The sequence below is a fragment of the Sporosarcina sp. P17b genome (genome assembly GCF_002743115.1).
Classification (GTDB): Bacteria; Bacillota; Bacilli; order Bacillales_A; family Planococcaceae; genus Sporosarcina; species Sporosarcina ureae_C.
Genome location: NZ_PDYP01000023.1, coordinates 12,179 through 34,502, shown reverse-complemented (window position 1 = coordinate 34,502; position 22,324 = coordinate 12,179). Strand labels below are relative to the sequence as shown.

General features: G+C 41.0%; 24 protein-coding genes and 1 riboswitch. Of the genes, 20 read left to right on the top strand and 4 right to left on the bottom strand.

All coding sequences use genetic code 11. The features are described from left to right. Nucleotides 1-153, top strand: a 153-nt coding sequence (locus tag CSV76_RS16075; RefSeq protein ID WP_143560387.1) for a transposase, incomplete at its 5' end; no start/stop codon positions are given. A gap of 101 nt (nucleotides 154-254) precedes the next feature. On the opposite strand, the gene CSV76_RS16070 is transcribed toward CSV76_RS16075, so the two are convergent. Continuing rightward, a complete protein-coding gene (locus tag CSV76_RS16070) occupies nucleotides 255-1,271 on the bottom strand; it encodes a DUF1646 family protein (protein ID WP_099626218.1) in 1,017 nt (338 codons plus the stop codon). Nucleotides 1,272-1,371: 100 nt separating this feature from the next. Between CSV76_RS16070 and CSV76_RS16065 the strand changes: the two genes are divergently transcribed. The 6 genes from CSV76_RS16065 (at nucleotide 1,372) to deoC (ending at nucleotide 6,790) form a co-directional block, all read left to right on the top strand. Further along, nucleotides 1,372-1,632, top strand: a complete 261-nt coding sequence (locus CSV76_RS16065; RefSeq protein ID WP_085426343.1) for a hypothetical protein — start codon at nucleotides 1,372-1,374, stop codon at nucleotides 1,630-1,632. Between the two features lie 313 nt (nucleotides 1,633-1,945). Continuing rightward, nucleotides 1,946-2,347, top strand: a complete 402-nt coding sequence (locus CSV76_RS16060; RefSeq protein ID WP_099626217.1) for a hypothetical protein — start codon at nucleotides 1,946-1,948, stop codon at nucleotides 2,345-2,347. A 94-nt stretch (nucleotides 2,348-2,441) separates the two neighbouring features. Continuing rightward, nucleotides 2,442-3,383, top strand: a complete 942-nt coding sequence (locus CSV76_RS16055; RefSeq protein ID WP_099626216.1) for a DNA-binding transcriptional repressor DeoR — start codon at nucleotides 2,442-2,444, stop codon at nucleotides 3,381-3,383. Nucleotides 3,384-3,579: 196 nt separating this feature from the next. After that, complete coding sequence (locus CSV76_RS16050) at nucleotides 3,580-4,761, top strand: NupC/NupG family nucleoside CNT transporter (RefSeq protein ID WP_085426340.1); 1,182 nt, start codon at nucleotides 3,580-3,582, stop codon at nucleotides 4,759-4,761. A gap of 42 nt (nucleotides 4,762-4,803) precedes the next feature. Next, complete coding sequence (locus tag CSV76_RS16045; protein WP_099626215.1) at nucleotides 4,804-6,108, top strand: pyrimidine-nucleoside phosphorylase; 1,305 nt, start codon at nucleotides 4,804-4,806, stop codon at nucleotides 6,106-6,108. Between the two features lie 19 nt (nucleotides 6,109-6,127). Then, a complete protein-coding gene (gene deoC / locus CSV76_RS16040) occupies nucleotides 6,128-6,790 on the top strand; it encodes a deoxyribose-phosphate aldolase (RefSeq protein WP_099626214.1) in 663 nt (220 codons plus the stop codon). A gap of 251 nt (nucleotides 6,791-7,041) precedes the next feature. Here deoC and CSV76_RS16035 read toward each other — a convergent pair whose 3' ends face one another. After that, nucleotides 7,042-7,368: a hypothetical protein gene (locus CSV76_RS16035; RefSeq protein ID WP_085426337.1), complete on the bottom strand. Its 327-nt coding sequence runs from the start codon at nucleotides 7,366-7,368 to the stop codon at nucleotides 7,042-7,044. A 485-nt stretch (nucleotides 7,369-7,853) separates the two neighbouring features. On the opposite strand from CSV76_RS16035, the gene CSV76_RS17440 reads away from it, so the two are divergent. After that, on the top strand, nucleotides 7,854-8,087 hold the full coding sequence (locus CSV76_RS17440) for a hypothetical protein (RefSeq protein WP_158232838.1): 234 nt from the start codon (nucleotides 7,854-7,856) through the stop codon (nucleotides 8,085-8,087). A gap of 127 nt (nucleotides 8,088-8,214) precedes the next feature. On the opposite strand, the gene CSV76_RS16030 is transcribed toward CSV76_RS17440, so the two are convergent. After that, nucleotides 8,215-9,420: an MFS transporter gene (locus CSV76_RS16030; RefSeq protein WP_099626213.1), complete on the bottom strand. Its 1,206-nt coding sequence runs from the start codon at nucleotides 9,418-9,420 to the stop codon at nucleotides 8,215-8,217. Between the two features lie 453 nt (nucleotides 9,421-9,873). Between CSV76_RS16030 and CSV76_RS16025 the strand changes: the two genes are divergently transcribed. After that, the gene (locus tag CSV76_RS16025; protein WP_099692785.1) at nucleotides 9,874-10,236 is read left to right on the top strand and encodes a hypothetical protein; all 363 of its coding nucleotides are present in this window, start codon (nucleotides 9,874-9,876) and stop codon (nucleotides 10,234-10,236) included. A gap of 32 nt (nucleotides 10,237-10,268) precedes the next feature. Here CSV76_RS16025 and CSV76_RS16020 read toward each other — a convergent pair whose 3' ends face one another. Next, the gene (locus tag CSV76_RS16020; protein WP_085426334.1) at nucleotides 10,269-10,688 is read right to left on the bottom strand and encodes a hypothetical protein; all 420 of its coding nucleotides are present in this window, start codon (nucleotides 10,686-10,688) and stop codon (nucleotides 10,269-10,271) included. A gap of 248 nt (nucleotides 10,689-10,936) precedes the next feature. On the opposite strand from CSV76_RS16020, the gene CSV76_RS16015 reads away from it, so the two are divergent. The 11 genes from CSV76_RS16015 to CSV76_RS15960 all read left to right on the top strand — a co-directional run bounded on the left by CSV76_RS16015 (nucleotide 10,937) and on the right by CSV76_RS15960 (nucleotide 22,317). After that, nucleotides 10,937-11,224 carry a 3-isopropylmalate dehydrogenase gene (locus CSV76_RS16015; RefSeq protein ID WP_099626212.1) on the top strand — a complete coding sequence of 96 codons (288 nt, stop codon included), beginning with the start codon at nucleotides 10,937-10,939 and terminating at the stop codon, nucleotides 11,222-11,224. A 111-nt stretch (nucleotides 11,225-11,335) separates the two neighbouring features. Further along, the gene (locus CSV76_RS16010) at nucleotides 11,336-11,557 is read left to right on the top strand and encodes a hypothetical protein (RefSeq protein WP_232319569.1); all 222 of its coding nucleotides are present in this window, start codon (nucleotides 11,336-11,338) and stop codon (nucleotides 11,555-11,557) included. A gap of 98 nt (nucleotides 11,558-11,655) precedes the next feature. Continuing rightward, nucleotides 11,656-12,108, top strand: a complete 453-nt coding sequence (locus CSV76_RS16005; RefSeq protein ID WP_099626211.1) for an immunoglobulin-like domain-containing protein — start codon at nucleotides 11,656-11,658, stop codon at nucleotides 12,106-12,108. Nucleotides 12,109-12,428: 320 nt separating this feature from the next. Continuing rightward, complete coding sequence (locus CSV76_RS15995; protein ID WP_099626209.1) at nucleotides 12,429-13,262, top strand: hypothetical protein; 834 nt, start codon at nucleotides 12,429-12,431, stop codon at nucleotides 13,260-13,262. Between the two features lie 149 nt (nucleotides 13,263-13,411). Further along, nucleotides 13,412-13,951, top strand: a complete 540-nt coding sequence (locus CSV76_RS15990; protein WP_099626208.1) for a hypothetical protein — start codon at nucleotides 13,412-13,414, stop codon at nucleotides 13,949-13,951. Nucleotides 13,952-14,118: 167 nt separating this feature from the next. Next, nucleotides 14,119-14,257, top strand: a riboswitch (cobalamin riboswitch). Between the two features lie 180 nt (nucleotides 14,258-14,437). Beyond that, complete coding sequence (locus CSV76_RS15985; RefSeq protein ID WP_158232837.1) at nucleotides 14,438-16,483, top strand: DUF4430 domain-containing protein; 2,046 nt, start codon at nucleotides 14,438-14,440, stop codon at nucleotides 16,481-16,483. 18 nt (nucleotides 16,484-16,501) lie between these two features. Then, nucleotides 16,502-18,337, top strand: coding sequence for a prenyltransferase/squalene oxidase repeat-containing protein (locus CSV76_RS15980; protein WP_099626206.1), 1,836 nt, complete (start codon nucleotides 16,502-16,504; stop codon nucleotides 18,335-18,337). A gap of 9 nt (nucleotides 18,338-18,346) precedes the next feature. After that, the gene (locus tag CSV76_RS15975; protein ID WP_099626205.1) at nucleotides 18,347-18,901 is read left to right on the top strand and encodes a DUF4430 domain-containing protein; all 555 of its coding nucleotides are present in this window, start codon (nucleotides 18,347-18,349) and stop codon (nucleotides 18,899-18,901) included. After that, nucleotides 18,902-19,771 carry an energy-coupling factor transporter transmembrane component T gene (locus tag CSV76_RS15970; RefSeq protein WP_099626204.1) on the top strand — a complete coding sequence of 290 codons (870 nt, stop codon included), beginning with the start codon at nucleotides 18,902-18,904 and terminating at the stop codon, nucleotides 19,769-19,771. Then, nucleotides 19,744-21,369 (top strand): ABC transporter ATP-binding protein, encoded by a 1,626-nt coding sequence (locus CSV76_RS15965; protein ID WP_099626203.1) that lies wholly within the window; start codon nucleotides 19,744-19,746, stop codon nucleotides 21,367-21,369. The genes CSV76_RS15970 and CSV76_RS15965 overlap by 28 nt, the downstream gene beginning before the upstream one ends. Nucleotides 21,370-21,372: 3 nt before the next feature. Next, the gene (locus CSV76_RS15960; protein WP_099626202.1) at nucleotides 21,373-22,317 is read left to right on the top strand and encodes an AAA family ATPase; all 945 of its coding nucleotides are present in this window, start codon (nucleotides 21,373-21,375) and stop codon (nucleotides 22,315-22,317) included. The last annotated feature ends 7 nt before the right edge of the window (nucleotides 22,318-22,324 follow it).

Genomic DNA, 22,324 nt, shown 5'->3' with positions numbered 1-22,324 from the left:
ATTGACGTAGAGCCAGTTTTTGGATTCTTGAAGGCTAATTTAGGGTTCACTCGTTTCTCCGTAAGAGGAAAGGAAAAGGTGAAAAATGAATTAGCCTTCGGTTTATTGGCAGTGAACTTGAGAAAGTACACTGCAAGGGAGGTAAATGTATAGAAGTCGTACAAGGATTTCTATACAAAAAGGGTTCGATCATCAAAAACCGATGATCGAACCCTTTTTTGGCTCACTTCTGGCTAGTTATGTCCCAGCCTCTTTCATTGTCTGTAAAGTAAAATAACAAAATAGACAACCATCGCAAGCAAGCCAAGTGGTACACCGACTCGCGCCCACTCCCCGCTACGGATATTGAGTTTACCGGCTGCAATAATATTCGGGATGTTTCCGGGAATCAACATCCCACCACTGATCAGCAAGCCGAGCAACAGCGCTTGGATCGTTGACTCGTCCATCGCGGGACTGATTTCCGCGGCAGCCAGTGTTGCATTGTCAAGTACAGCTGAAATCATATTGATCCAGTACAGTGTCAAGGGCTGCAGGTCAAGCAAGTACAGCGTGATCAGCGGCTCAAATCCTGCGCCGAGTAATGTTAAAGCCAATACAAATACATATACTTTCACACTGCGTCCGAAAATACTTATGTACGACTCTGCCGCTTGTCCGGAAGAACGGAACAGCGAACGGTTGCGTGGACGAATGATGAGGAAAGCGAGCAGTCCGAAGACGAAGACACCAGCTAGGATATCTGTACCAAGTAAGTTCATTAGATAGTAAAAGTCCTCGTTGAGTTTATTCGTCGCAATCGTTGAAAGTGGCTCGCCGATTGGCGTCAGAACAGCACCCATGCCGATTGCGTAACATGCGAGTATCACAAAGCGGATTTCTGAACGTCGATCCATCTGCAAGACGGACGCAATAGCCACGAGAACTAGCGCTGCGATGATGGCAGTAATCACGCTTGAGATCAACCCTAACATCATAATAGTCAATGCCAGAAAAAGTCGGAATGGTAGAATTCGACTTACTGAAAGTACAGTCTTCTCAAACGGTTTACGTATCCAGCGAAAAAGAATTCCTGCTACGAGAACGGCAAGCGTAATATGCAAGGGATCGCGTACCGCCTGCATCCACAACTCCCATTGCAACACGCCACTGACAAATGCCGCAGCGCATCCCATAACGAATAAAAACATTTCCAAATTACGTTCGATCTTCGGAACGGTAAACGGCAATAAAAGTACTAATCCCAAAATTATGAGCAATCCAGTGACCATACGTATCTCCTTTCGGCAATCTTTCTTCTACACTGTATGCAAACCGCCGATTCATCTTGCATACAGTCTGAATAGAATAGTAAAAAGAGGAGGACACGCATTGGAAGTTTCAGATATTGTATTGATCCCCGTTATTATCGGGTTAACGGAAATTTTAAAGATGTACGGATTGCCGAAGAAACTGATTCCGATTTTTTCTTTACTATTAGGCATCGGTGGCGGAATCTTCTACTTGTTTCCCCATGATTGGAAGTCTGGGATACTCGGAGGGATTATTATGGGGTTGTCGGCAAGTGGGTTGTATTCAAGTGGAAAGACGATTGTTAGGAAGCCGCCGTGTGATGAGGAAGAGGAACAGTGAATTTTACAACAGTAAGCCCTTTGTTTATGTCGTGAATGGACATGAATGAGGGGCTTTGTTATTTGGTGCGTATATGATTGCCAAAGATGCTGAAGTTCATCATGGTCTTTACTGTCGTCGTTTGCTGTTTGATCCTATAATTTTTACGTTTTAAGAACGAGGTGTATATTCTAATTTAAAACTGTATAATAATACTAATTATGGATTTTATCCGTAAGTTGTTTAATAATGCAAGAGATGAATGCAGAGTAAACATCTATTTCTCTAATTGTGTATAGTGAGAAATTTAATATGTTTGAAGAGGTGATGTAAAGTGAAACGTTATTTTTGGGGCATTATAGCACTAGCAGCACTTACATTATTACTGATTTATGATTTCTTTCCCAAGTTGATTCCTTTTATAAATATACCCAAATCAATACTTATTGGACTCATACTATTGATTACTGTTATTAGCCTTTTTATGAATCGACCTCAAAAAGAGGATGTCTCAAGATTTAATCCTTTGTGGCAAGTTATATTACTTACGTATTTCTTTTCATTAATTATAATCTTTACTCTAATGGGCGGTATTTCACAAGTTGGTTTATCTTTATCGAACCCTTTTCTATGGATTGTGTTTTTCATAAGTATTTTGGATATTGTCAAAGGATATAAGAAAATACGAGCTGATCTTCTGGGAGTAAAAAAATCGCCTCGCGAGGAAGAAATGTGAGAGCGACTTTCCGCTGATTTACGACTGTGATATACTCGGCCTAGTTAAGCAGTTTCGTACTCATGATTAGGTCGTAATATAAGGGGGACTCGCATTGGAGATTGATAAAAAGCAACTAATTATAGAGGCAGCCAAACTTTACTATCAATTTGATTATACTCAGCTCGCCATTTCAAAAAAACTAGGCGTTTCGAGGCCGACCGTTTCGAGGCTTCTGCAACAAGCGAAAAAGAATGGCTATGTGAAAATCGACATTATCGATCCTTTTCATGATAATAATCAATTGGCGAAATCTTTGCAGCACAAATATCAAATCGAAGAAGTGAATATTGCGTACTCGGCAGTAGAAGACGAGGGAGATGTGATTCAAGCCATCAGCACGGAAGCGGCGGATTATTTGCATCGAACTATAAAAGACGGAGATATCCTTGGCGTGACGTGGGGGCGGACGATGTATCGGGTAGCCAACGCGTTGAAGCAAAAAGATGTAAAAGGAGTCGAGGTCATCCAGCTAAAAGGCGGTATTGGCCTGTCGGATGTTAATACATACGATTCTGAAACGGTTTATAAATTTGCGGAAGCCTTCCATACTGTTCCGCGTTACTTGCCACTCCCTGTTCTGGTCGATACGCCTGAAGTCAAAGAGGTGATTGAATCGGACCGCTATATGCACCGTCTCATTGAACTTGGACGACAGGCGAATATCGCCATGTTTACGGTAGGTGCGGTCGATAGCGAATCGCTACTATTCCGTCTTGGTTATTTGACTACTGAAGAAGAACAGCAACTCCAAGAAGAAGCGATTGGCGATATTTGTTCACGCTTTTTCAAACGTACAGGCGAAGTTTGCGAGACCACCGTCAGTGACCGGACGATTGGGATCCGGCTGGAAGAGTTGAAGCAAAAAGAAAAGTCTATTCTTGTGGCTGGCGGAAACCGCAAAGTAGAAGCCATTCACGGAGCGCTTCAGGGTGGTTATGCGAACATCTTCATAACCGACCAGTACACAGCACAGGCTTTGTTGCTCCACCAATAGTAAACTAGGAGAATCCACTTATTTAAAAGTGTGATTCTTTTTTTTATTCGGAATGAACAATGTTTCACTTGCGTTGCACATCTGCTCAAAGTCTGTGATATACTATACATAAAGTCAGGTCGCAATGGTATCCTAAGGAAAATGGTGTGCAAGAAGCAAAGTGTAAGCGTAACCAACATGCAAGGGAGGAAATATGATGAACTTTGTATTTTATATAACTGGATTGTTGCTCGTGTTAATCGTGGGCTTGATTGTCAGTGTAGACCGCAGGAAAATTCGCTATAAACCGATTGTGATCATGCTGATAACCCAGCTTGTCTTGACATTTATTTTGTTAAATACAAAAGTGGGCGTAGTCTCCATTGGCTTTGTTTCAGCTTTATTCTCGAAGCTAGTTGATCTTGGGGTAACGGGAGTCAACTTCGTGTTTGGCGGATTGGAAAATGAAGGAGAATACGTATTCTTCTTGAACGTTTTATTGCCAATCGTGTTCATTTCCGTGTTGATCGGTATATTGAATCAATTCAAGATCTTACCGTTCATCATTAAATATGTAGGAATCGTTCTAAGTAAGTTGAATGGCATGGGGAAAATGGAGAACTACATAGCCGTATCCTCTGCGGTTCTCGGGCAGTCCGAAGTGTTCTTAACTATCAAGGACCAAATGGATGATATTTCAAAAAGACGTTTGTATACGTTTTGTACTTCCGCGATGAGTGCAGTCAGTGTTGCCATCGTTGGTGCATATATGGAAATCATCGAACCGCAGTTTGTCGTAGTGGCGATTGCGCTCAATATTATGTCGGCACTGATTGTCGCAAGTATCATCAACCCTTATGAATTATCGGAGGAAGAAGATACGCTAACGATCGAGTCGAAGAAGAAGTTGTCATTCTTCCAGATGATCAGCGAAAGTATTATGGATGGTTTTAAAGTCGCGGTTATTGTAGCTGCCATGCTGATCGGTTTCATCGCGTTGATGAACGGAATCGATTATCTCTTTGAAATGATGTTCAACGTTTCCTTCCAGACTATCTTGGGGTATATCTTTGCGCCAATTGCCTTTGTAATGGGCGTGCCTTGGGCAGACAGTGTACAAGCCGGCAGCATCATGGCAACCAAACTTGTCACAAACGAATTTGTGGCGATGTTGAGTTTTAAGGAAATTTCGGCAGGCCTATCAACGAAAGCAGTAGGTATGATATCGGTGTTCCTTGTTAGTTTTGCGAATTTCAGTTCCATTGGGATTATTACAGGAGCTGTCAAGGCGTTGAGTTCAAAACAAGGAGACGAAGTGGCAAGAAACGGTTTGAAATTACTTTTGGGTTCAACATTGGCTTCAGTCCTTTCAGCGACTGTCATTGGCCTATTTCTATAATAGAAATGAAACATAAATTTAAAAACAGGAGTGGTGGATGCTATGCGTATGGTAGATATGATTGAGAAAAAACGAGATGGTCATGTGTTAACAAATGAAGAAATTTCATTTGTCATCAATGGATATACGGACGGATCAATTCCAGATTACCAAATGTCGGCGTTTCAAATGGCGGTATATTTCCAGGGGATGACGTTGGAAGAAACTGCGCAGTTCACAATGGCGATGGTAGAGTCAGGCGATCAAGTCGATTTGTCTGCTATTGAAGGCGTGAAGGTGGATAAACACTCTACAGGCGGAGTTGGCGATACGACAACACTCGTGCTCGCGCCACTTGTCGCTGCACTTGGTATCCCGGTAGCTAAAATGTCGGGCCGTGGATTGGGTCATACGGGCGGAACACTTGATAAGCTAGAGTCCGTTCCTGGTTTCCATATTGAAATTACAGACAAAGAATTCTTCGATCTTGTGAATACGAACAAAATTGCGGTGATCGGACAATCCGGCAATATCACTCCTGCAGACAAGAAGATTTACAGTCTGCGCGATGTCACGGCAACGGTCAGTTCTATTCCGTTGATCGCAAGCTCGATCATGAGCAAGAAGATTGCGGCGGGATCGGATGCAATTGTTCTGGATGTAAAAGTCGGAACAGGCGCGTTCATGAAAGACCTCGATATGGCTCGTGAACTGGCGGGAGAAATGGTGCAAATCGGAAATAAAATCGGTCGTCAAACGATGGCCGTAATTTCGGATATGAACCAGCCGCTCGGTTATGCGATCGGAAATGCTCTCGAAGTCAAAGAAGCCGTCGAAACATTGCAAGGCAATGGACCGGAAGATTTGCACGAACTGTGCTTGACGCTCAGTAGCCATATGGTTCGTTTGGCAGGAAAAGCCGACTCGACGGAAGAAGCACGAAAAATGCTCGAAGAAGTTATCCAAAACGGCAAAGCGCTTGAAGTGTTTAAACTGTTCTTGCAATCCCAAGGCGGCGACACATCCGTCATTGACGATCTATCGAAGCTTCCTACGGCCAAGTTTACAATAGACGTGCCGGCTAAAGAAGCGGGATATGTCTCTGCAATTACTGCGGATGAAATCGGTACGGCTGCAATGCTTCTAGGTGCGGGACGCGCAACAAAAGAATCCGAAATCGATTTGGCGGTTGGGCTAGTGCTGCATAAGAAAATCGGTGACTACGTAGAAGTGGGCGAATCTCTCGTGACGATTCACAGCAACACGGAAGATATCGAAGACGTAAAAGAAAAGATCTATCATGCTTACGGAGTTTCAGCCTCTAAAGTACAGCCTGTAACACTTGTGCATGACGAAATTACAAAATAATTAAAGGAGTGGTTCATAAATGAATAAAGCACAAATGATCGACCATACATTATTGAAAGCCGACGCAACGAAAGACAAAGTCGCGGCGCTCATACAAGAAGCAAAAGACTATCAGTTTAAATCAGTGTGCATTAACCCGGGCTGGGTTTCATATGCCGCTGAACTGCTAAAAGGCACCGATGTGTTAGTCTGTACGGTAATCGGTTTCCCTCTTGGAGCGACTACTTCTGCAGTCAAAGCATTCGAAACTAAAGATGCAGTGGCGAACGGAGCAGAAGAAATCGACATGGTCATCAACATCGGAGCGCTGAAAGACGGAGATGACGAATGGGTTGAATCAGATATTCGTGCGGTAGTCGAAGCAGCTAACGGTACATTGGTCAAAGTTATCATCGAAACATGCTTGTTAACAGATGAAGAAATCATTCGTGCATGCGAGCTATCCGTCAAAGCGGGCGCTGATTTCGTCAAGACGTCAACTGGGTTCTCAACAGGCGGAGCAACGGTAGAAGACGTCGCTCTTATGCGGAAGACGGTTGGCCCAGACATTGGTGTCAAAGCGTCCGGCGGCGTGCGCAGCGGAGAAGATTTCGATGCGCTAGTCGAAGCAGGAGCTACACGTATTGGTGCAAGCTCGGGTATTAGTATCGTAAAAGGCGAAGTCTCAGACTCGAATTATTAATAGATCCGTTACAGGACTGTTCTGCATAGATGCAGGGCAGTCCTGTTTTTATGGAACTAGATAGTAGGAGTTGTCTATTATTTGGTGGAAAGTAGTAATAATATCTTTAACAACAACAGTAAGAGGACGTATGCTTCCCATTACTAATAATGGTTTGGGAGATAGAGGTAATAAAATCAAGAATATAGTTTGTGCACTTATAGCCGCTATTCAAAAGAATTATGTCGGGAACGTACAGTTGTACAGATGATTTAATTCACTTCCTTGTCTTCTTTTTCAAGCCGTTTAACAATTCTTTCTAATAATTTATTGAGTGTCTCCACATCATTACTTTGTGAGTTGTTCTTTACCTGTTCTTTTTTTAAATCATCAATTTGACTTTGCAATTTCTCCAGTTCTTGTTGCTGTTGAATGTCAGAAATCCGACTTTCTTCGATTGATATAGCTCCACCAAGTGTTTGTAGAGCGTCCCCAAATGTAGAAATGGCTGAGCCCAATAATGCAATTTGAGCCCCAGTATTCGTAGAACTATCATTTTTTTTCAAGCCATTATTAAATAATGAATCATTGGCTTTCAAAATCATCACTCCTTCACTATATTAACAAACAAGTATTTCCCTCTATTAGATACAATATGTTCATGATGCAGGATAGGGAACTTGTTGTAATACAATTAGAAGATATAAAATTAATCTTTATGAAAGAAAAGGCTGCATTTGTGGAAAAATTTTTAAAGCACTCACTTAGTGGAACTTTCACATAGGAAGCGATGCACTTACACCGTCTACTGATTTTACCCCGCAAAAACTATATGCTTAGTAGCAGTTATATAGAGTATTTTAGTTCTTCATCGAGCAAACGACGAGGATACAGGAATCAGGTGAAAAACCTGAGCGGGCCGGTCACTTTAATGGTAAACATATACATAGGTTCCAAAATAATTAATAGTCTCTTATTTTTAGACTAACACAAACACTTTATTCAACAAATGAACTACGATATCATTTAAAAATGATATCTGATGCACTAGATGTAGTCGATTTTAATAAACTTAAGCCTAATGATGAAGCCTCTAGTAATTATCATGTTATTGGAAAATACGATGTTTCCAAATATGAAGAACTATATTTGGACATTGATCTTGATTATGAGGAAGGATAGAATGAAAAAGCGAAGTTTAATGATGTTGTTAGGAATAATAATGATTTTAGCTGCTTGTTCAGAAGAAAATGTCAGTAAAGATAAAGAAGATCAAAATAAAGTGGATACTATTGATTGCAATTCAGGATCAAAATAATTTATTTATAGTAGGATTTAAAAAAACGATTGGACAACTAAACTGCCCAATCGTTTTTTATTAAACTATATTAATTGCCTTAGTTAAATCTTTAAAACCAATAAGTCGATCTAAAGATTTAAGCATATTATTCAGTTGTAATGCTGAAATCTCGACTGCGAATTAATGCAAAGAGAGCACCAAGTCCTAACAATGTTGCTGCAAGAACAAATGTGATCCTAACATCCCAAAGCTCCGCAATAGCTCCAAAACTTATTGAAGAAATACCGAATAACAGTGATATTAAAGCACTTTGAACGGCATAAATTTTAGGGAGTTCATCAGTAGTCGCGGATTTTTGAAGCATTGTTTCACTTACGATGCCTTTCAATTGTTGAATAATTCCATTCAGAATCACAAGTAGTATGGAAATCCAGGGAATGGTTGTTACTCCAAAAAGAAGAGTGACGAGACTAATGCCAAACGACAATAGAATAAGCAAGCGTTTCAGATTGTTTTCAACCACAATTATAAAACGAGTGCAGATGATTCCTCCTATTATCATACCCAAGAAGAAAGCTGTGTTAATGTAACCCCACCAAGCTTCTGTCTGACCTAGAACTTCTATCACAAAGATATAGAGAATAGAAGCAATCCATACAACATTGGCAATCGCTTCAAAGATGATGATCACATGTAGACTCCTGAAAAGCGGATTTCTCCATACAATCTGCCAACCTTGGGTTAATTCACTACCCCATTTACCTTTAATCTCATTTTTCTGGAATGGAGTGGGATCGTCAATACCGAACATTATCATCGTTGCAAATATATACAAGCCTACTGTACCGATAATAACAAATTGTCCACTTGTCAATGCGACAACTACTCCTCCGAGTGCCCAGCCTCCTAGATTCATGGTTTCAGAGACGATAGAGAAGAAACTGTTTGCTTTTACAAGTTGCTCTTTTGGTACTAACCGAGGCAGCATAGCATGACTTGCCGGCGCTGCCCAGCCATCCAAAAACGCAATACACCCCACAAACGTTAGAATGATGAATAAATTGGTCGTCGTTTCAGAGATTAATAAAAGCGATAGAACAACCAATAGAATGGTCTTACTTGCTTGTGAATTAACGAGCAATGTCTTTAAAGGAAATCGATTGATCCACCATGGCGCAATAATACCACTTATAAAGCGACCGAACATATTAATGAAAGGCACCAGTGCTAATGCAAAAGGCGACTCCGTAAGTGTGTACAATAAAGAAATAATCCCGACAATATAAAAAACATCACCTAAATTAGCCATTGATTGGCCAATCCATAAAAAACGAAACGATTGATTTTTCATTCTTACTACCCCTTTACTATCAAAATTACATCTGATTTCTTAGGGTAGTTTTACACTCGTAATATTCCTCCTTTAAATTAAGAAAAACATCATATATAGAACACGAAACGTTTACTAAAGGAATTGCAAACTAAAAGAAGAGTAGTAAGAATGAAAGGGACTTCACATAAATCAAATTATAACAACAGTTAGAATATATTTCCATACTATTAGAAGTTATTATATACTGAAACAAAATACGCCATTACTTTCCAATCAATTAGAGGGCGATGTTGTTTTCAATTGGTTGATGTTGATTTTGTAAAACCCAAGATGACAAAGGCAAGGAAATGGGGAAGGTCAATGAAAACATTCATTCGAATATATATTAGTAGGATACATGGGGGATTACGTTGAATTGCAGAAGGAAGATTTACAACAGATTCAAAAAGAACGTATTGGAAATAGCAGATGATGATAGAAAGAAGTGGTGAAATGACAAATTATTATTATATTGCCTCAGATAAAAAGTTGGAAGATGGTAATGCGTCTCTACAATTTGTAGAGACAGAAGAGTGGATCATTCCCGGTTTTGATTATCCCGTTCAACGAGAAATTATAAATGGTGTAGAAAAACAGTGGGAATTGCGTGAGTTACTCCAGTATATCCATAATAATACTGCACCTTATGATGTATGCACCGTTCAGATAGCACACGTAATAAATCCAACTGAATTAACGATACAAAATAAATCAAGTATATTACTACATGAAATTATTGATCCTAAACAACTCCTATTAGCGGAAGGGCAATTATTGACCATAAACAAAGTATAAAGTCTTCAGATTAATATGGTCAATTTTTTCTTTTAGTTCTTTAGAAAAGACGCAACCCAATTTTCAATATCTTCCCGGGTAGCGGATAGAGTGATTCCAAGTTTTGATTCAGTTCCCATATACGAATTAATATAGCCAGTATCCATGAAAACTGTGAACTCATAAAAGTTTTCATCATGAGGGTTTTGTGAATATGAGAAAGAAACGCCTGGTGAAAGCACACTTAAAGTTCCATTATTCTTTCCATCCATTTTCTTCAACTGTTCAAGTAATGTTTCGATATCTTGATTGAGCCAAACAAAGTTATGTGAGTAATTCAAGAATCCGTAAGAGAAGGTTAATTTGAATTCAATTTCGAAAAGGCCATCTTCTGGCTCTCCAATCTTAAGTACTTCATGTGTAACTTCTGTTTCGCTAAAGTCAAAACTTTCATCTTTTAGTGTATATTCCATAGTCACGTATCCTTTCAATATGAAGATTTCTGTGAAGTGAACTAATGATCGTGTGACACATGAAAAATGATACTATAAAGATCATAAAAAATGAATCAAGATATCTTTTTATAATAACTTTGTTTCTTGCCATTCAATTAAACTAACGTAGCTTGGTTGTAACACTTAAATTGCAAAGTGTTATGACAAAAATGTCAAATGACTTTAATTCAAATGGGTAAATAGGTTTTTACGAAGGGGAGAGCTAGATGAGTAGTTTTTTCTTAATACTTATGGGCGTTTTTATTGTCGTTGCAAATCTTATTGGTTTTATATATTACAAGAAAAAGAAAAGCCTATACTTTGCAGCTTTTACTGTATTACTATCAGCAGTTTTCTTAGGGGCAATCGGTGGCGAAGTAGCACTTTTTGTTATTCGTGATGCTTTTGCGATATTTTACGGCATGCAGATAGGATATTATTTATTAATAAATAGCGCCATCGTTTTTTTTATTGCCATTTTAGCAACTATAATAAAAAAATTATCAACACCATGATATAGTACTTGATTATATTTTAGAAGTTGTATTCGATCTACATAAAAACTAAACCCATTGATATATATGATTGTTAAATGAAGTATCCTATTTTGCTTTTCATAGTGGGAGTTGAATGAACTGGTTAAAACTATAACTTTCTCATTTGCTAGTAATGCCTTTAAAGGAACTGAGGCAACAGAGACATTTACTTTTGAAGAATTAGAAATTAATGAAAATCTGAATGAAAAAGAATTGGAAATTGAAATTGACCGGATTTATCAGGAGTGGATTTGGAATAAGCTAAATGTATCGGGAAGTATCGTTATAGACGAACCCAATAGATGTCAATAATGCTTGTTTAATAAATGTTAGAGACAACCGCGAAAGATTATAAAAAAATATGTGACTTATTTAATTTTTGTCCGTCTAACAGGGTGAGGAGGGATAGAATGAAAAAAAGTTTAATGATGTTGATAGGAATAATAATGATTTTAGCTGCTTGTTCAGAAGAAAATGTCAGTAAGGATAAAGAAGATCTAAAAAAAGTGAATACGATTGATTCAATTTATAAAAATGGAGATATTTCCATTTCTATAGCAGTTAGCCAAAAGAGAGTTGATCAGGGAGAGACACCGCTTGTTAGTATAAGAAATGAAGGGGATACACCGGTGGATTACACAGGGCCAGGAACGAGCTTGGAATACTTCCAAGATGGCAATTGGGTTGCAGAGGATGTAGTCATAGAGGATAAGTTGAATGTATTAGAACCTGGAAAAGAAATCGAGCAGAAACTTTCGTCATCCTATATACAACAAAAAGGTGTTTATAGGATTGTCTTTACATTTCATGCCAACCAGAATGAAGAAAGTAAAAAAATAGCGTTTACGTTTCATAAGGAGTGATCAAAATGGAGAATTCTGTTTTGTGGTCAAAAAAAATTATACCAGTTTATTTTGTAGTAGCTTTTTTAAGTTTTTTGCTCTTTAATAATTACATACAAGCCAATATATTAAGTACTCTATTAATCATTCTTCCTGTTATTGGGGTAGGCATAGCTAGTATTCTATTTAATTCAAACAAAAAGTAATTTATTTGAAAATAATTAGCTGCAAATGGTGTGGATGCTGGAATAAGGATTTGAAACCGATCAACAATAAGGCCATACTATTAAAACATGTAACTTTTGTAACTTATCTCGGTCTAATAATATTAGGAGGATAGTATGAAAAAGTATCAGCAAAGACCTAGTGTGAAAAGTATCTTGATTGTTGTTGCTGTAATGATGTCTATTGGAATATTCACTTTAATCAATTATGTCCCCCAAGATAGTACAAAAGACAATCAAGATGAGAATGTGGAAATCCCAGCTATTCAATTACCTAAAAATAATACAAATGCAGACATGGTCGGTTTAATTGTGTATAACGGAAAGATTTATACCCAAACAAACACAAAGATAAATGACACAGATGCAAAAGCTCTTAAAGACGAGAAACTCGGAACTACAAAAGGGAATATTGATGAATGGAGCAAGCAAAAAGCCTATGACAAAGAATTAGCTTCTACAATTGGTGAAATGGATGTTTATTCTGTGAAAGGCTATGACCAAGATTTTAGATTAATGGTTTATCATATGCAGGATGGAAACCATTACGCAGAGTTTTTTGAAAACCTTAACGGAATAACAATAAGCAGTGGTGAGGATATATTTGGTAAATTAAATCTGGTGGGAAATATACACTCTGTCCAGTGGAGAGCTTTCAGTGATTGGGATCACGATAATGAAAATTACAAGCCAATTTTCGATATGGACGCACTAAATACTTTCTTAAAAGAGCTGAACAAAACAAAGCCCTATCTTCGTGAACAAAAGTCAGACCCCATAAATAGTTCCCGAAACAATGAAGAATACAGAGAGCTAGCGTTAAAATTACATGATGGTTCAACGGTTAAACTTACTCTTTTAAGAGATGGATATATCTATTATGGAATTGCAGATGTTTATTTTGAGATGAATGAAGGCGTGTTTTCAATGTTTTGGAACCAACTTAAGTAAAGGTAATATTCAACATTCGGGGACAGTTGCTTAGTAAAAATTACGCTGTTAACGGGCGGTTTAATTAAAGAAGAACTCGATCTAAGCAGAGAGCGAGATAAATGCTTTGAAACGTATAATCAGCATTTAGGATGTGAGGTGTACTGGCAATGATTGATTGGCGTTGGGCTGAAGTTGATACACTAGAAAATAAAGGGGAGTGGAATGAAGCAAAATCACTCTTGATAAAAAACTGGAACCAAAATCCTGATGATTTAAAGACTGTTATTCGTCTTGGCTTTTTTTGTTGGTATGTTCTAACAGAAGAGGGACCAGTAGAGATTCAGGATGTAGATTTTGATGAATTAGAGACTATACTACGTCAGGTTACAGATTTTGGATTGGTTAATTTGGGGACAAATGAGGATTTTTTATGGTGTTTTGGTTATATGATTTCATTATTCCCATATTATTTTGGAGAATTTGAGCATTGGGAAGAAAAAGGGGTTTCCATGTTAAAGCGTGCTTATGAAATTTGTCCAGATGAACCAGTGTATAAATATTCTTACTTGGGATCTTTTCCGAATTCAGACGAAAATCTTAAAGATGAATTTCAAAATGTTCATGTTGTTCTTGAAGATAGATTTCAAGGAAATGGAGTTTTATCGGAATACTTTAAAAGCGTTTGGAATTGTTGGCATGAGAGTTGAATTAACGAATGCGGTTATTGAACACCGATCGCTTGCTATAGGAACCACTTTGCTAAATAAAATGCTGTAACTAAAATAGAAAACACAGTCTCATGCGATGACAAAATCGCGCAATGTACTTACACCGTCTATTGATTTTACCCTGCAAAAACTATATGCTTAGTAGCAGTTATATAGAATATTTTGGTTCTTCGTCAAGTAAACGAAGAGTAAATAGGAATCAGGTGAAAATCCTGAGCGGTCCGGCCACTGTAATGGGAAAATATATCCCTAAGTCAGGAGACTTGCCAAAGTATGTAAGCATGACGCCTTCCGGTAAAGGGTGAATTGTGTATCATTCAATTTGCGCTGTCTAATTATTGAACATACATGGTCCCCATCTCTATCAGGAGGTGGGGACTTTTTTAATGATTTAGCCACTGCATATAGCATGCCTTTACTAGAAAAGAAGGGATGGATTGAATGAGAAAAACGAAAAACACCTTCATGAAATATCAAAACATAATCTATTACAGTCTCATATTCTTACTATTATTTAGCACGATTGCCTATGCAGCCACATCGACTGAAGAATCCGCTCCGTTTGATTTCAATGAAAAAGTAGAAGCTTCTACGCTGAAGTTAGCTAGCGGTAGTGGTGGACTACCTGATGCGGAATCCGATCAAACGACAGATAGTAAGACCGATCAAGAAAACTTGTCAAGCTCGCAACAACCGACAACTCCGGACAAATCGCAACAGAAGCCGGAAGAACAGCCGCGAGAACCAAAAAATACCGAGCTGGAATCGCAGAATAAGCCACTCGCTAATCCTGAGACTACTACACAGGACACGAAACCGGCTCCAAATGACAAAGTCCCTGCTGGTGGCAACACGACACCTGCTTCCGGTAAAACAAAACCGAACAACCATCCAGATATCGAGATCGTCGACATCGCGGATCAGCAAAATCGCTATTTTACAACAAGTATCACCAATAATGAAACCGTTACCGATCCATTGTACAGCGTCACGGTAAATCACTTGGATGAAACACTCATTGCCCAGGAAATGAAAGTTACGGTAAACGGTAAGAAATTGAGTGACTATAAAGGGGTTCTTTTATTAACAGAAGGCACGAACGATATTCAATTCCAAGTGATCTATAAACAAACAGACAACAAACTATTGCGCGTCAGCCAGTCGTATCGCGTGACCTTAAACAGTCAAGATATCGTAATCACAACCGAACTAAAAGACCAAACGGTGACCGAAGACGCCATTTCATTCACAGCAACAGCTACGCTAGGTGAACAAGATGCCAAGCTCAAGGTCTTCATGAATAATAAAGAACTTAAACCACTGACTGGCAGTGCCTATAAAGCCACGCTAACCGAAGGAAAAAATACGCTCAAGCTTACCGCGCAAGTAAACGGAAAAATAGCGGAGCAAAACTATATTGTGATCTACGAGAAAGAAAAAATCTCGATCAAGTTGAACACCGACTTACAAGACCAACAAGCTAACAGCGCGGAGTTTTCATTTTACGCAAAAGCTACTGCGAATGAAGCAGACGTATCACTCAGCATCACAGTGAACGATCAAAAGGTCGAATCGGCAGACGGTATGAATTATGTTGTGCAGCTGAACAATGGAACGAACGTTGTCAAATTATCAGGAAACTATCAAGACGAACAAATTGAACGACAGTATAAAATTTCCTACAACGACCCGAACGTCAATGAAAAACCACAAGTCGATCCCGATGCACCGAAGCTCGTAACCGATCTCAAGTCCGGCAGCAAAGTCAAAGGTGATATTAAAACGATCAACATTTGGCCAGTGACTGCTTCTGGTGAACGGATCAGAGGGAAAAACGTCCTTGTGCAAGTGAATGGTGAAAACGTGCCATTCACTTGGGATGACAGTGCAAAAACGAGTTATAAACTGACGTTGCAAACTGGACAAAACACCGTCACCATCAAAGTGTGGGACGACGAAGAGCGGACCGTGACCGAGACATTCATGATCACGTCCGTTGCACCGGCGGAAGATGGCATTATCGGACAAGTGACGATTAGTCTAGAAGCTTCCGTTCTCGGTGTTCCGTATTTGATCAAACCGACGAAAATGGATATTCATCAAGGGGAAAAAGGGTCGTATATCCTCGACCAATTCATGCGAGAACATGGCTATGATTACGGCAAAACGGGAAATCTCGACAGCAGTTTTTATTTACGGGACGTCAGTAAGCCTGGCATGCTAAATCATGTAGCGATTCCCGACGATTTATGGGAAATAGTAGAGGAGGTTTCCACTACTTCAAATCGCGATGCGTATTCACCGGATAGTCTAAGTGAATTCGATTTCGCGAATGGTTCCGGCTGGATGTTCAGCGTCAATAATGATTATCCGAACTACGGCTTCTCGGATGCCTATTTCTTAGATGGAGATGTAGTGAGAGTGCGCTATACTCTTCATTACGGAAAAGACATTGGTGGGCATGAAGCGTCAGGAAACGGCATGAATGATAATTGGAAGAAAGAATGGTAATGAAAGAGAAGTGACGGAATGCGACAATTAACTGCGTGGCTTGTGACGATTATGATGACGGCGGTAGTACTCCTGCCGTCTATTGCGTTCGCGACACCGGAAAAAGAAGAATCTCTGCTGCAGACGATAGAAGAAATTATTGCGTGGAAAAAGCAAGATGAACAAATTGACGAATCGGCTCCGCTACTCAGCAAGCCGTTTCTAGCGCACGCGGGAAATACGAATGGTGATTGGTATCCGGTAGGCCTCGGCCGCATCGGCTATCCTGACGATTACTCCGCGTATCTAGCGGTCATCAAGAACAATGTTATTGAACGTTATAAAACGAGTGAAAAACTTAGTGAAATGAAAGCGACAGAGTGGCACCGGATTTCACTGGCGATTCTTTCAGCTGCCGGTGACCCGACGGCAGTATCCGGCATCAATCTTATTGCGGACGGTACGTATAACCGTGGATTGACGACGTCACTCGGTGCACAGGGCATTAACGGCTGGATTTGGGGGTTAATTACACTTGACAGTATGCGTTATAAAGTGCCAGAAGACGCGGACATGAAAAGAATCGAAATCATCAAAGAAATCATTTCACTGCAACTCGAGGATGGCGGATTTTCATTCTACGGGAACGAAGCGGAGCCGGATATGACTGCGATGGCAGTACAGGCACTCGCACCGTATTATCAAAGTACCGAAGAATTCACGTATATTCAGAAGGATTTGGATGAAGAAGTAACGAAAACGATGCATATGATCATTGACGAAGCACTCGAAAAATTATCGAATATGCAAACGTCGTCTGGCGGCTTTAGTGCACAAAATGACGACAACGTCGAAAGTGCCGCACAAGTTCTCGTCGCGTTGACGTCTCTTGGCATTCATCCCGAAGAAGACGAACGCTTCGTAAAAGGCGATCATTCATTGCTTGATTTCATCATGAGCTATCAACTGGACGACGGAGGCTTTGTCCATGCGAAAACGTATAACGCGGACAATCCGTCTTCGTTGCCAGATGAATCAAACTCGATGGCGTCCGAGCAAGTGCTCTATGCGCTCGTATCGCTCTATCGACTCGAAAATGGCTACCGCACGATGTATGATTTCCGTCCTGAAAACCCAGTCGAAATGAAGCAGCAAATGCTCGAATTGATGGAAGACATTCAGGATATCCATGACAACACAGACGCTAAAAAACTTCAACAATTACTTGATACATATGAAAACTTCCCGATAGAAGAGCGCTCGTATGTCTACAACTTCCATAAGCTCGTAGAAGCCGCAGAGAAACAGTCGATCGAAATTGATTTACCTGCGTTTAGTGAAAACTACGACGTCTATACGAAAGGAAACGGCACGATTGCCCCAATTTATCAGGAGCAAACTGCGCCACGAAATATCAATGAACGAGATGTAGAAAAAATCAACGCCATTCCAACACCGCTTACGACAGAACACTATATCGACGTCGTGTCGCTAATTGATCAGTTCGAACAAGCGGACAATAAAGACGATTATGAAGCAGAGCTCGCACAACTCTATCGATATAAAGAAGACATGGAGAAGATCGAAGCCGAAATACAAAGTATTAACGAAACGGTGCTGGATCAACTGTATCCATTCACTGATTTGACAAGTAAAGACCGTGACAATGTGGATGCGATTTTGGAACGATTCAACGCATTGGCTCCATACGATCAAGAGAAAGTCTTAAACTATGAAGATCTTAAAAAATCGAAAACGCAAATCGACAATGCTGTTCGTGCGAAGCGAATTTCATGGCTACTTGGAATCGTGGCGACGGGGTTGATCATTATAATTCTATTAAGAATTCAAAAAAGAAGGCGTCAGAGAGACTAGAGGGATATAATGAAGAAAGATCTATTAGTCGTAGCATTCATCCTCTTTATTGTCGGATGGCTCATTACGGGAACGAAAATCCAGTCGGTAGAAGAGTATTATTTGACACATGTCGACGAAATTACCGAAGACTCAGAGACAGTGACGCTCGAAATACGCAGTGATGCCGTTCTCGATTCAATGGACCAGTTAAAAGCCGGCCTTGAGAAATATATCGAACCGGACGGCGAAATCCTTGCGAAATCGGAATATGTTTTACGTAGCGGGGATACCGCGTTTGATCTTCTCGACCGCGCGACTCGCCACCACCGCATCCCGATGGAGTACCAAGGAGCCGACTATAATATCTACAACAGTATTTACGTTCAAGGCATCAACTATTTGTATGAGTTTAATTGTGGGCCGTTAAGTGGTTGGATGTATAAAGTGAACGACGAATTCCCGAGTCAGGGGGTTAGTCAATACAAACTGCATGACGGCGATGAAGTCGAATTCCACTACACATGTGATCTAGGACGGGATCTGGATGGCTACATACCTCAAACAAAGAAAGAAGGAAACTAGATGAGCGCATTTTCGAACTTTCATCCTGTATTGCTACTTGTCTATATGACCGTTGTCCTCGTCACGATGTTCAGCTCGTTTCATCCGATCATCGTGGCGCTTTCGCTCGTCGGCGGTATTCTGTATTTTTCCATGTTGCACGGAGTACGGGCGGCAAGTAAAGATCTACTGTATTACTTTTTCGTCTTTCTATTCATTGCGCTCGCGTACCCATCGTATGTGCATAACGGTTTCACTCCCTTGTTTTTCCTGAACGACCATGCGGTGACGCGGGAAGCTGTAACGAAAGGTCTCGTTCTAGCGGGGGCCATTGTCGCGACGTGTTTTTGGATGAAGAGTTATTTCGAGATTTTCACGACGAATAAAATACTTGCTGTAGTGACGAAAGTGTCTGCTAATCTCGGTATTCTCGTTTCGATGCTATGGCGGTTCATTCCTACATTTAAAACGAAATGGCAGGAAAAACACATGGCGCAGCGTGGGATTGGTTATTACAAAGTATCCAGCAGATTCGTGAAATTTCATCGAGCGTTCGCTTTATGGCGGCAGACACTTGTCCAGACGGCTGAGTTCGTCTTTGTGAAGCCAGACGTTATGAAAGCACGTGGATATGGTATGACGAAAGCGAGGACGCAGTATGAAATCATGCGTTTTACGAAGCGTGACGGTGTGCTGACTGCAGGACTCGTTTTATTTCTTCTCTATTACATCGGGTACTTCACGCAACACCAAACACAGTATTACCCGGAAATTAGTGAACAGACACTAGGTACAGGGCATTATGTCATTATTAGCTTACTGATGCTGTTGCCGTTTATCTATGAAGCGAAGGAGAGTGTCAAATGGCGATACTTACAGTCGAAAATCTAAACTTCTATTATGAAGAACAACAAGTCTTGCGTGACGTCTCCTTTTCGATTATGCCACGGGAATTCGTGACGTTATTTGGTCCTACGGGCTCTGGAAAGTCGACGTTACTCAAGATGTTAAAGCGGGAAATGCGACCGATTGGTAAATTGAGCGGCAATGTGTATTTCAGTGGTCGAAAACTCGATGACCTGCCCGCTACAATGACGGCGACCGCGATCGGCTATATGATGCAAAATCCCGACGAGCAGATGGTCATGGAAAAAGTTTGGCAAGAGCTCGCGTTCGGCCTCGAGAACATGGGGGTCGCGACGGAAGAGATGCAGCGGAAGATTGCGGAAGTGGCCAGTTTCTTCGGCATTCAGAACTGGTTACATGACAGTATTAGCGACTTATCGGGCGGGCAGAAACAACTCGTCAATTTAGCGGCAGTGCTTGCGATGGAGCCGGAAATTTTATTGCTCGATGAACCGACTTCTCAGCTCGATCCGATCGCGGCTTCCGAGTTTTTGACGTTGCTTGATAAAATCAACCGAGAACTCGGCATGACGATTCTCATTGTCGAACATCGGCTAGAAGAATTGTTGCCTGTCTGTGACCGCGTATTATTCATGGAAAACGGCTCGCTTCTGTACGATTCGACGCCGAAGTTGATCGGTCATTCGTTACTCGACCATCCGATGCTTGACGCACTCACTGCGGCGATGCGTGTCTATCATAAGCTTGGTTTTCTGGAGAACACGCCGATTACTGTGCGCGAAGGGATGGACTTCATTCGGCGCTATCCACCCGCTGTACCGCCGATGGATCCGATGAGGAAAAAGCATCCCCCTCTCATTACAGTAAAAAATCTGTATTTCCGTTATAACCGTAAAAGCGATGATTTGCTTGCGGATATGAGCGTGACGATTCACCGTGGAGAAATTTTCACGATCGTCGGAGGCAACGGGGTCGGCAAGTCGTCGTTCTTGAAGTTGCTTGCGGGATTGCATAAGCCGTATGCAGGTAAGATTCTTATGGATGACGTCGTGCCAGCTAAGTGGAAAGGCAATATCGTTTTATTGCCGCAAAACCCGCAAGCGTTGTTTATGCACTCGACAGTGAACGAAGAACTGTTGGCTACTGTGCAAAAATTGCCGAAAGAGCAAAGAGAATCCACTGTTACGGATATGATGAAACAGCTACAAATTGAACAGTTAGCAAAGAGAAACCCTTTTGATGTAAGTGGCGGTGAGCAGCAAAAGATCGCATTGGCGAAATTATTGCTGCATAATCCAGCTATTTTATTGCTCGACGAACCGACTAAAGGAATGGACGTCATGTCGAAACAAGAAGTGGTTCAGTTGATTCAAACACTGCAAAAACGCAATATCACGACGATCATCGTAACGCACGACATAGAATTTGCGGCAGAAGTGTCAACACGTGTCGGCATGCTGTTCGACAAATCACTGATCGCGATCAATAACCCGAAGACGTTCTTTACGTCCAATCGATTTTATACAACCGCGGCGAGTAAAATCGCGCGAGGATTATTTCCATTTGCTATTACAGCGGACGATATCGTGGAAGCTGTGAACAGCAACAACAGGAGGAACTGACGAATGAGCAATCAATCAACACACGTACTCAATGAAATGAAAAAAGTAATTAACGGGAAAGACGACGTCATCCAAAAAGTATGGATGACGTTTCTAGCTGGAGGACATGTACTGCTCGAAGATTTACCGGGAGTCGGGAAGACGACACTCGCAAAAGCATTCAGCCGGGTCGTCGGACTTGATTCAAACCGTATCCAGTTCACACCAGACGTCGTGGCATCTGACGTCATCGGTTTCACGATGTTCGATAAAGAAAAGAACGAATTTGTCTTTAAAGAAGGTGCCGTCATGTGTAACTTATTGCTCGGCGATGAAATCAACCGGACGTCTTCAAGAACACAAGCGGCATTGCTTGAAGCGATGCAGGAAAGACAAGTGACAGTCGATGGTGTGACGTATCCATTGCCCGCACCGTTTCACGTCATTGCAACGCAAAATCCGTACGGCACGATCGGAACGCAGCCGTTACCTAGCGCGCAAATCGACCGTTTTATGACAAAATTAAGTGTCGGATATCCTGATTTTGAAGATCAAGTCGAGATGCTGAAAAATCGACAGCAGACCGATCCGCTATCTTCACTGGAACAGATCATCACAAAAAACGAATTACTTGCGCTTCAACAGCAAGTACAAGACCTCTTCATTCACGAAGAAATCTTGCGTTACGTCACGGCACTTACGGAGAAAACGCGAAACCATCCGTCAATTCATCAAGGAATTAGCCCGCGTGGCGCACTCGCACTCTGTCAGATGGCGAAAGCACATGCATTCCTGCAAGACCGCGATTACGTCATTCCAGAAGACGTCCATGCCGTGTGGTTACCGACGAGCCGACACCGCGTCATCCTATCGAGCGTACCAGGTGCTGAAGCGGAACAAGATGCGCTACTCGAAAAACTACTGCAAAGTGTTGCCACGCCCGATCAAGCAATGCTTGCGACATTTTAAGGGCTGA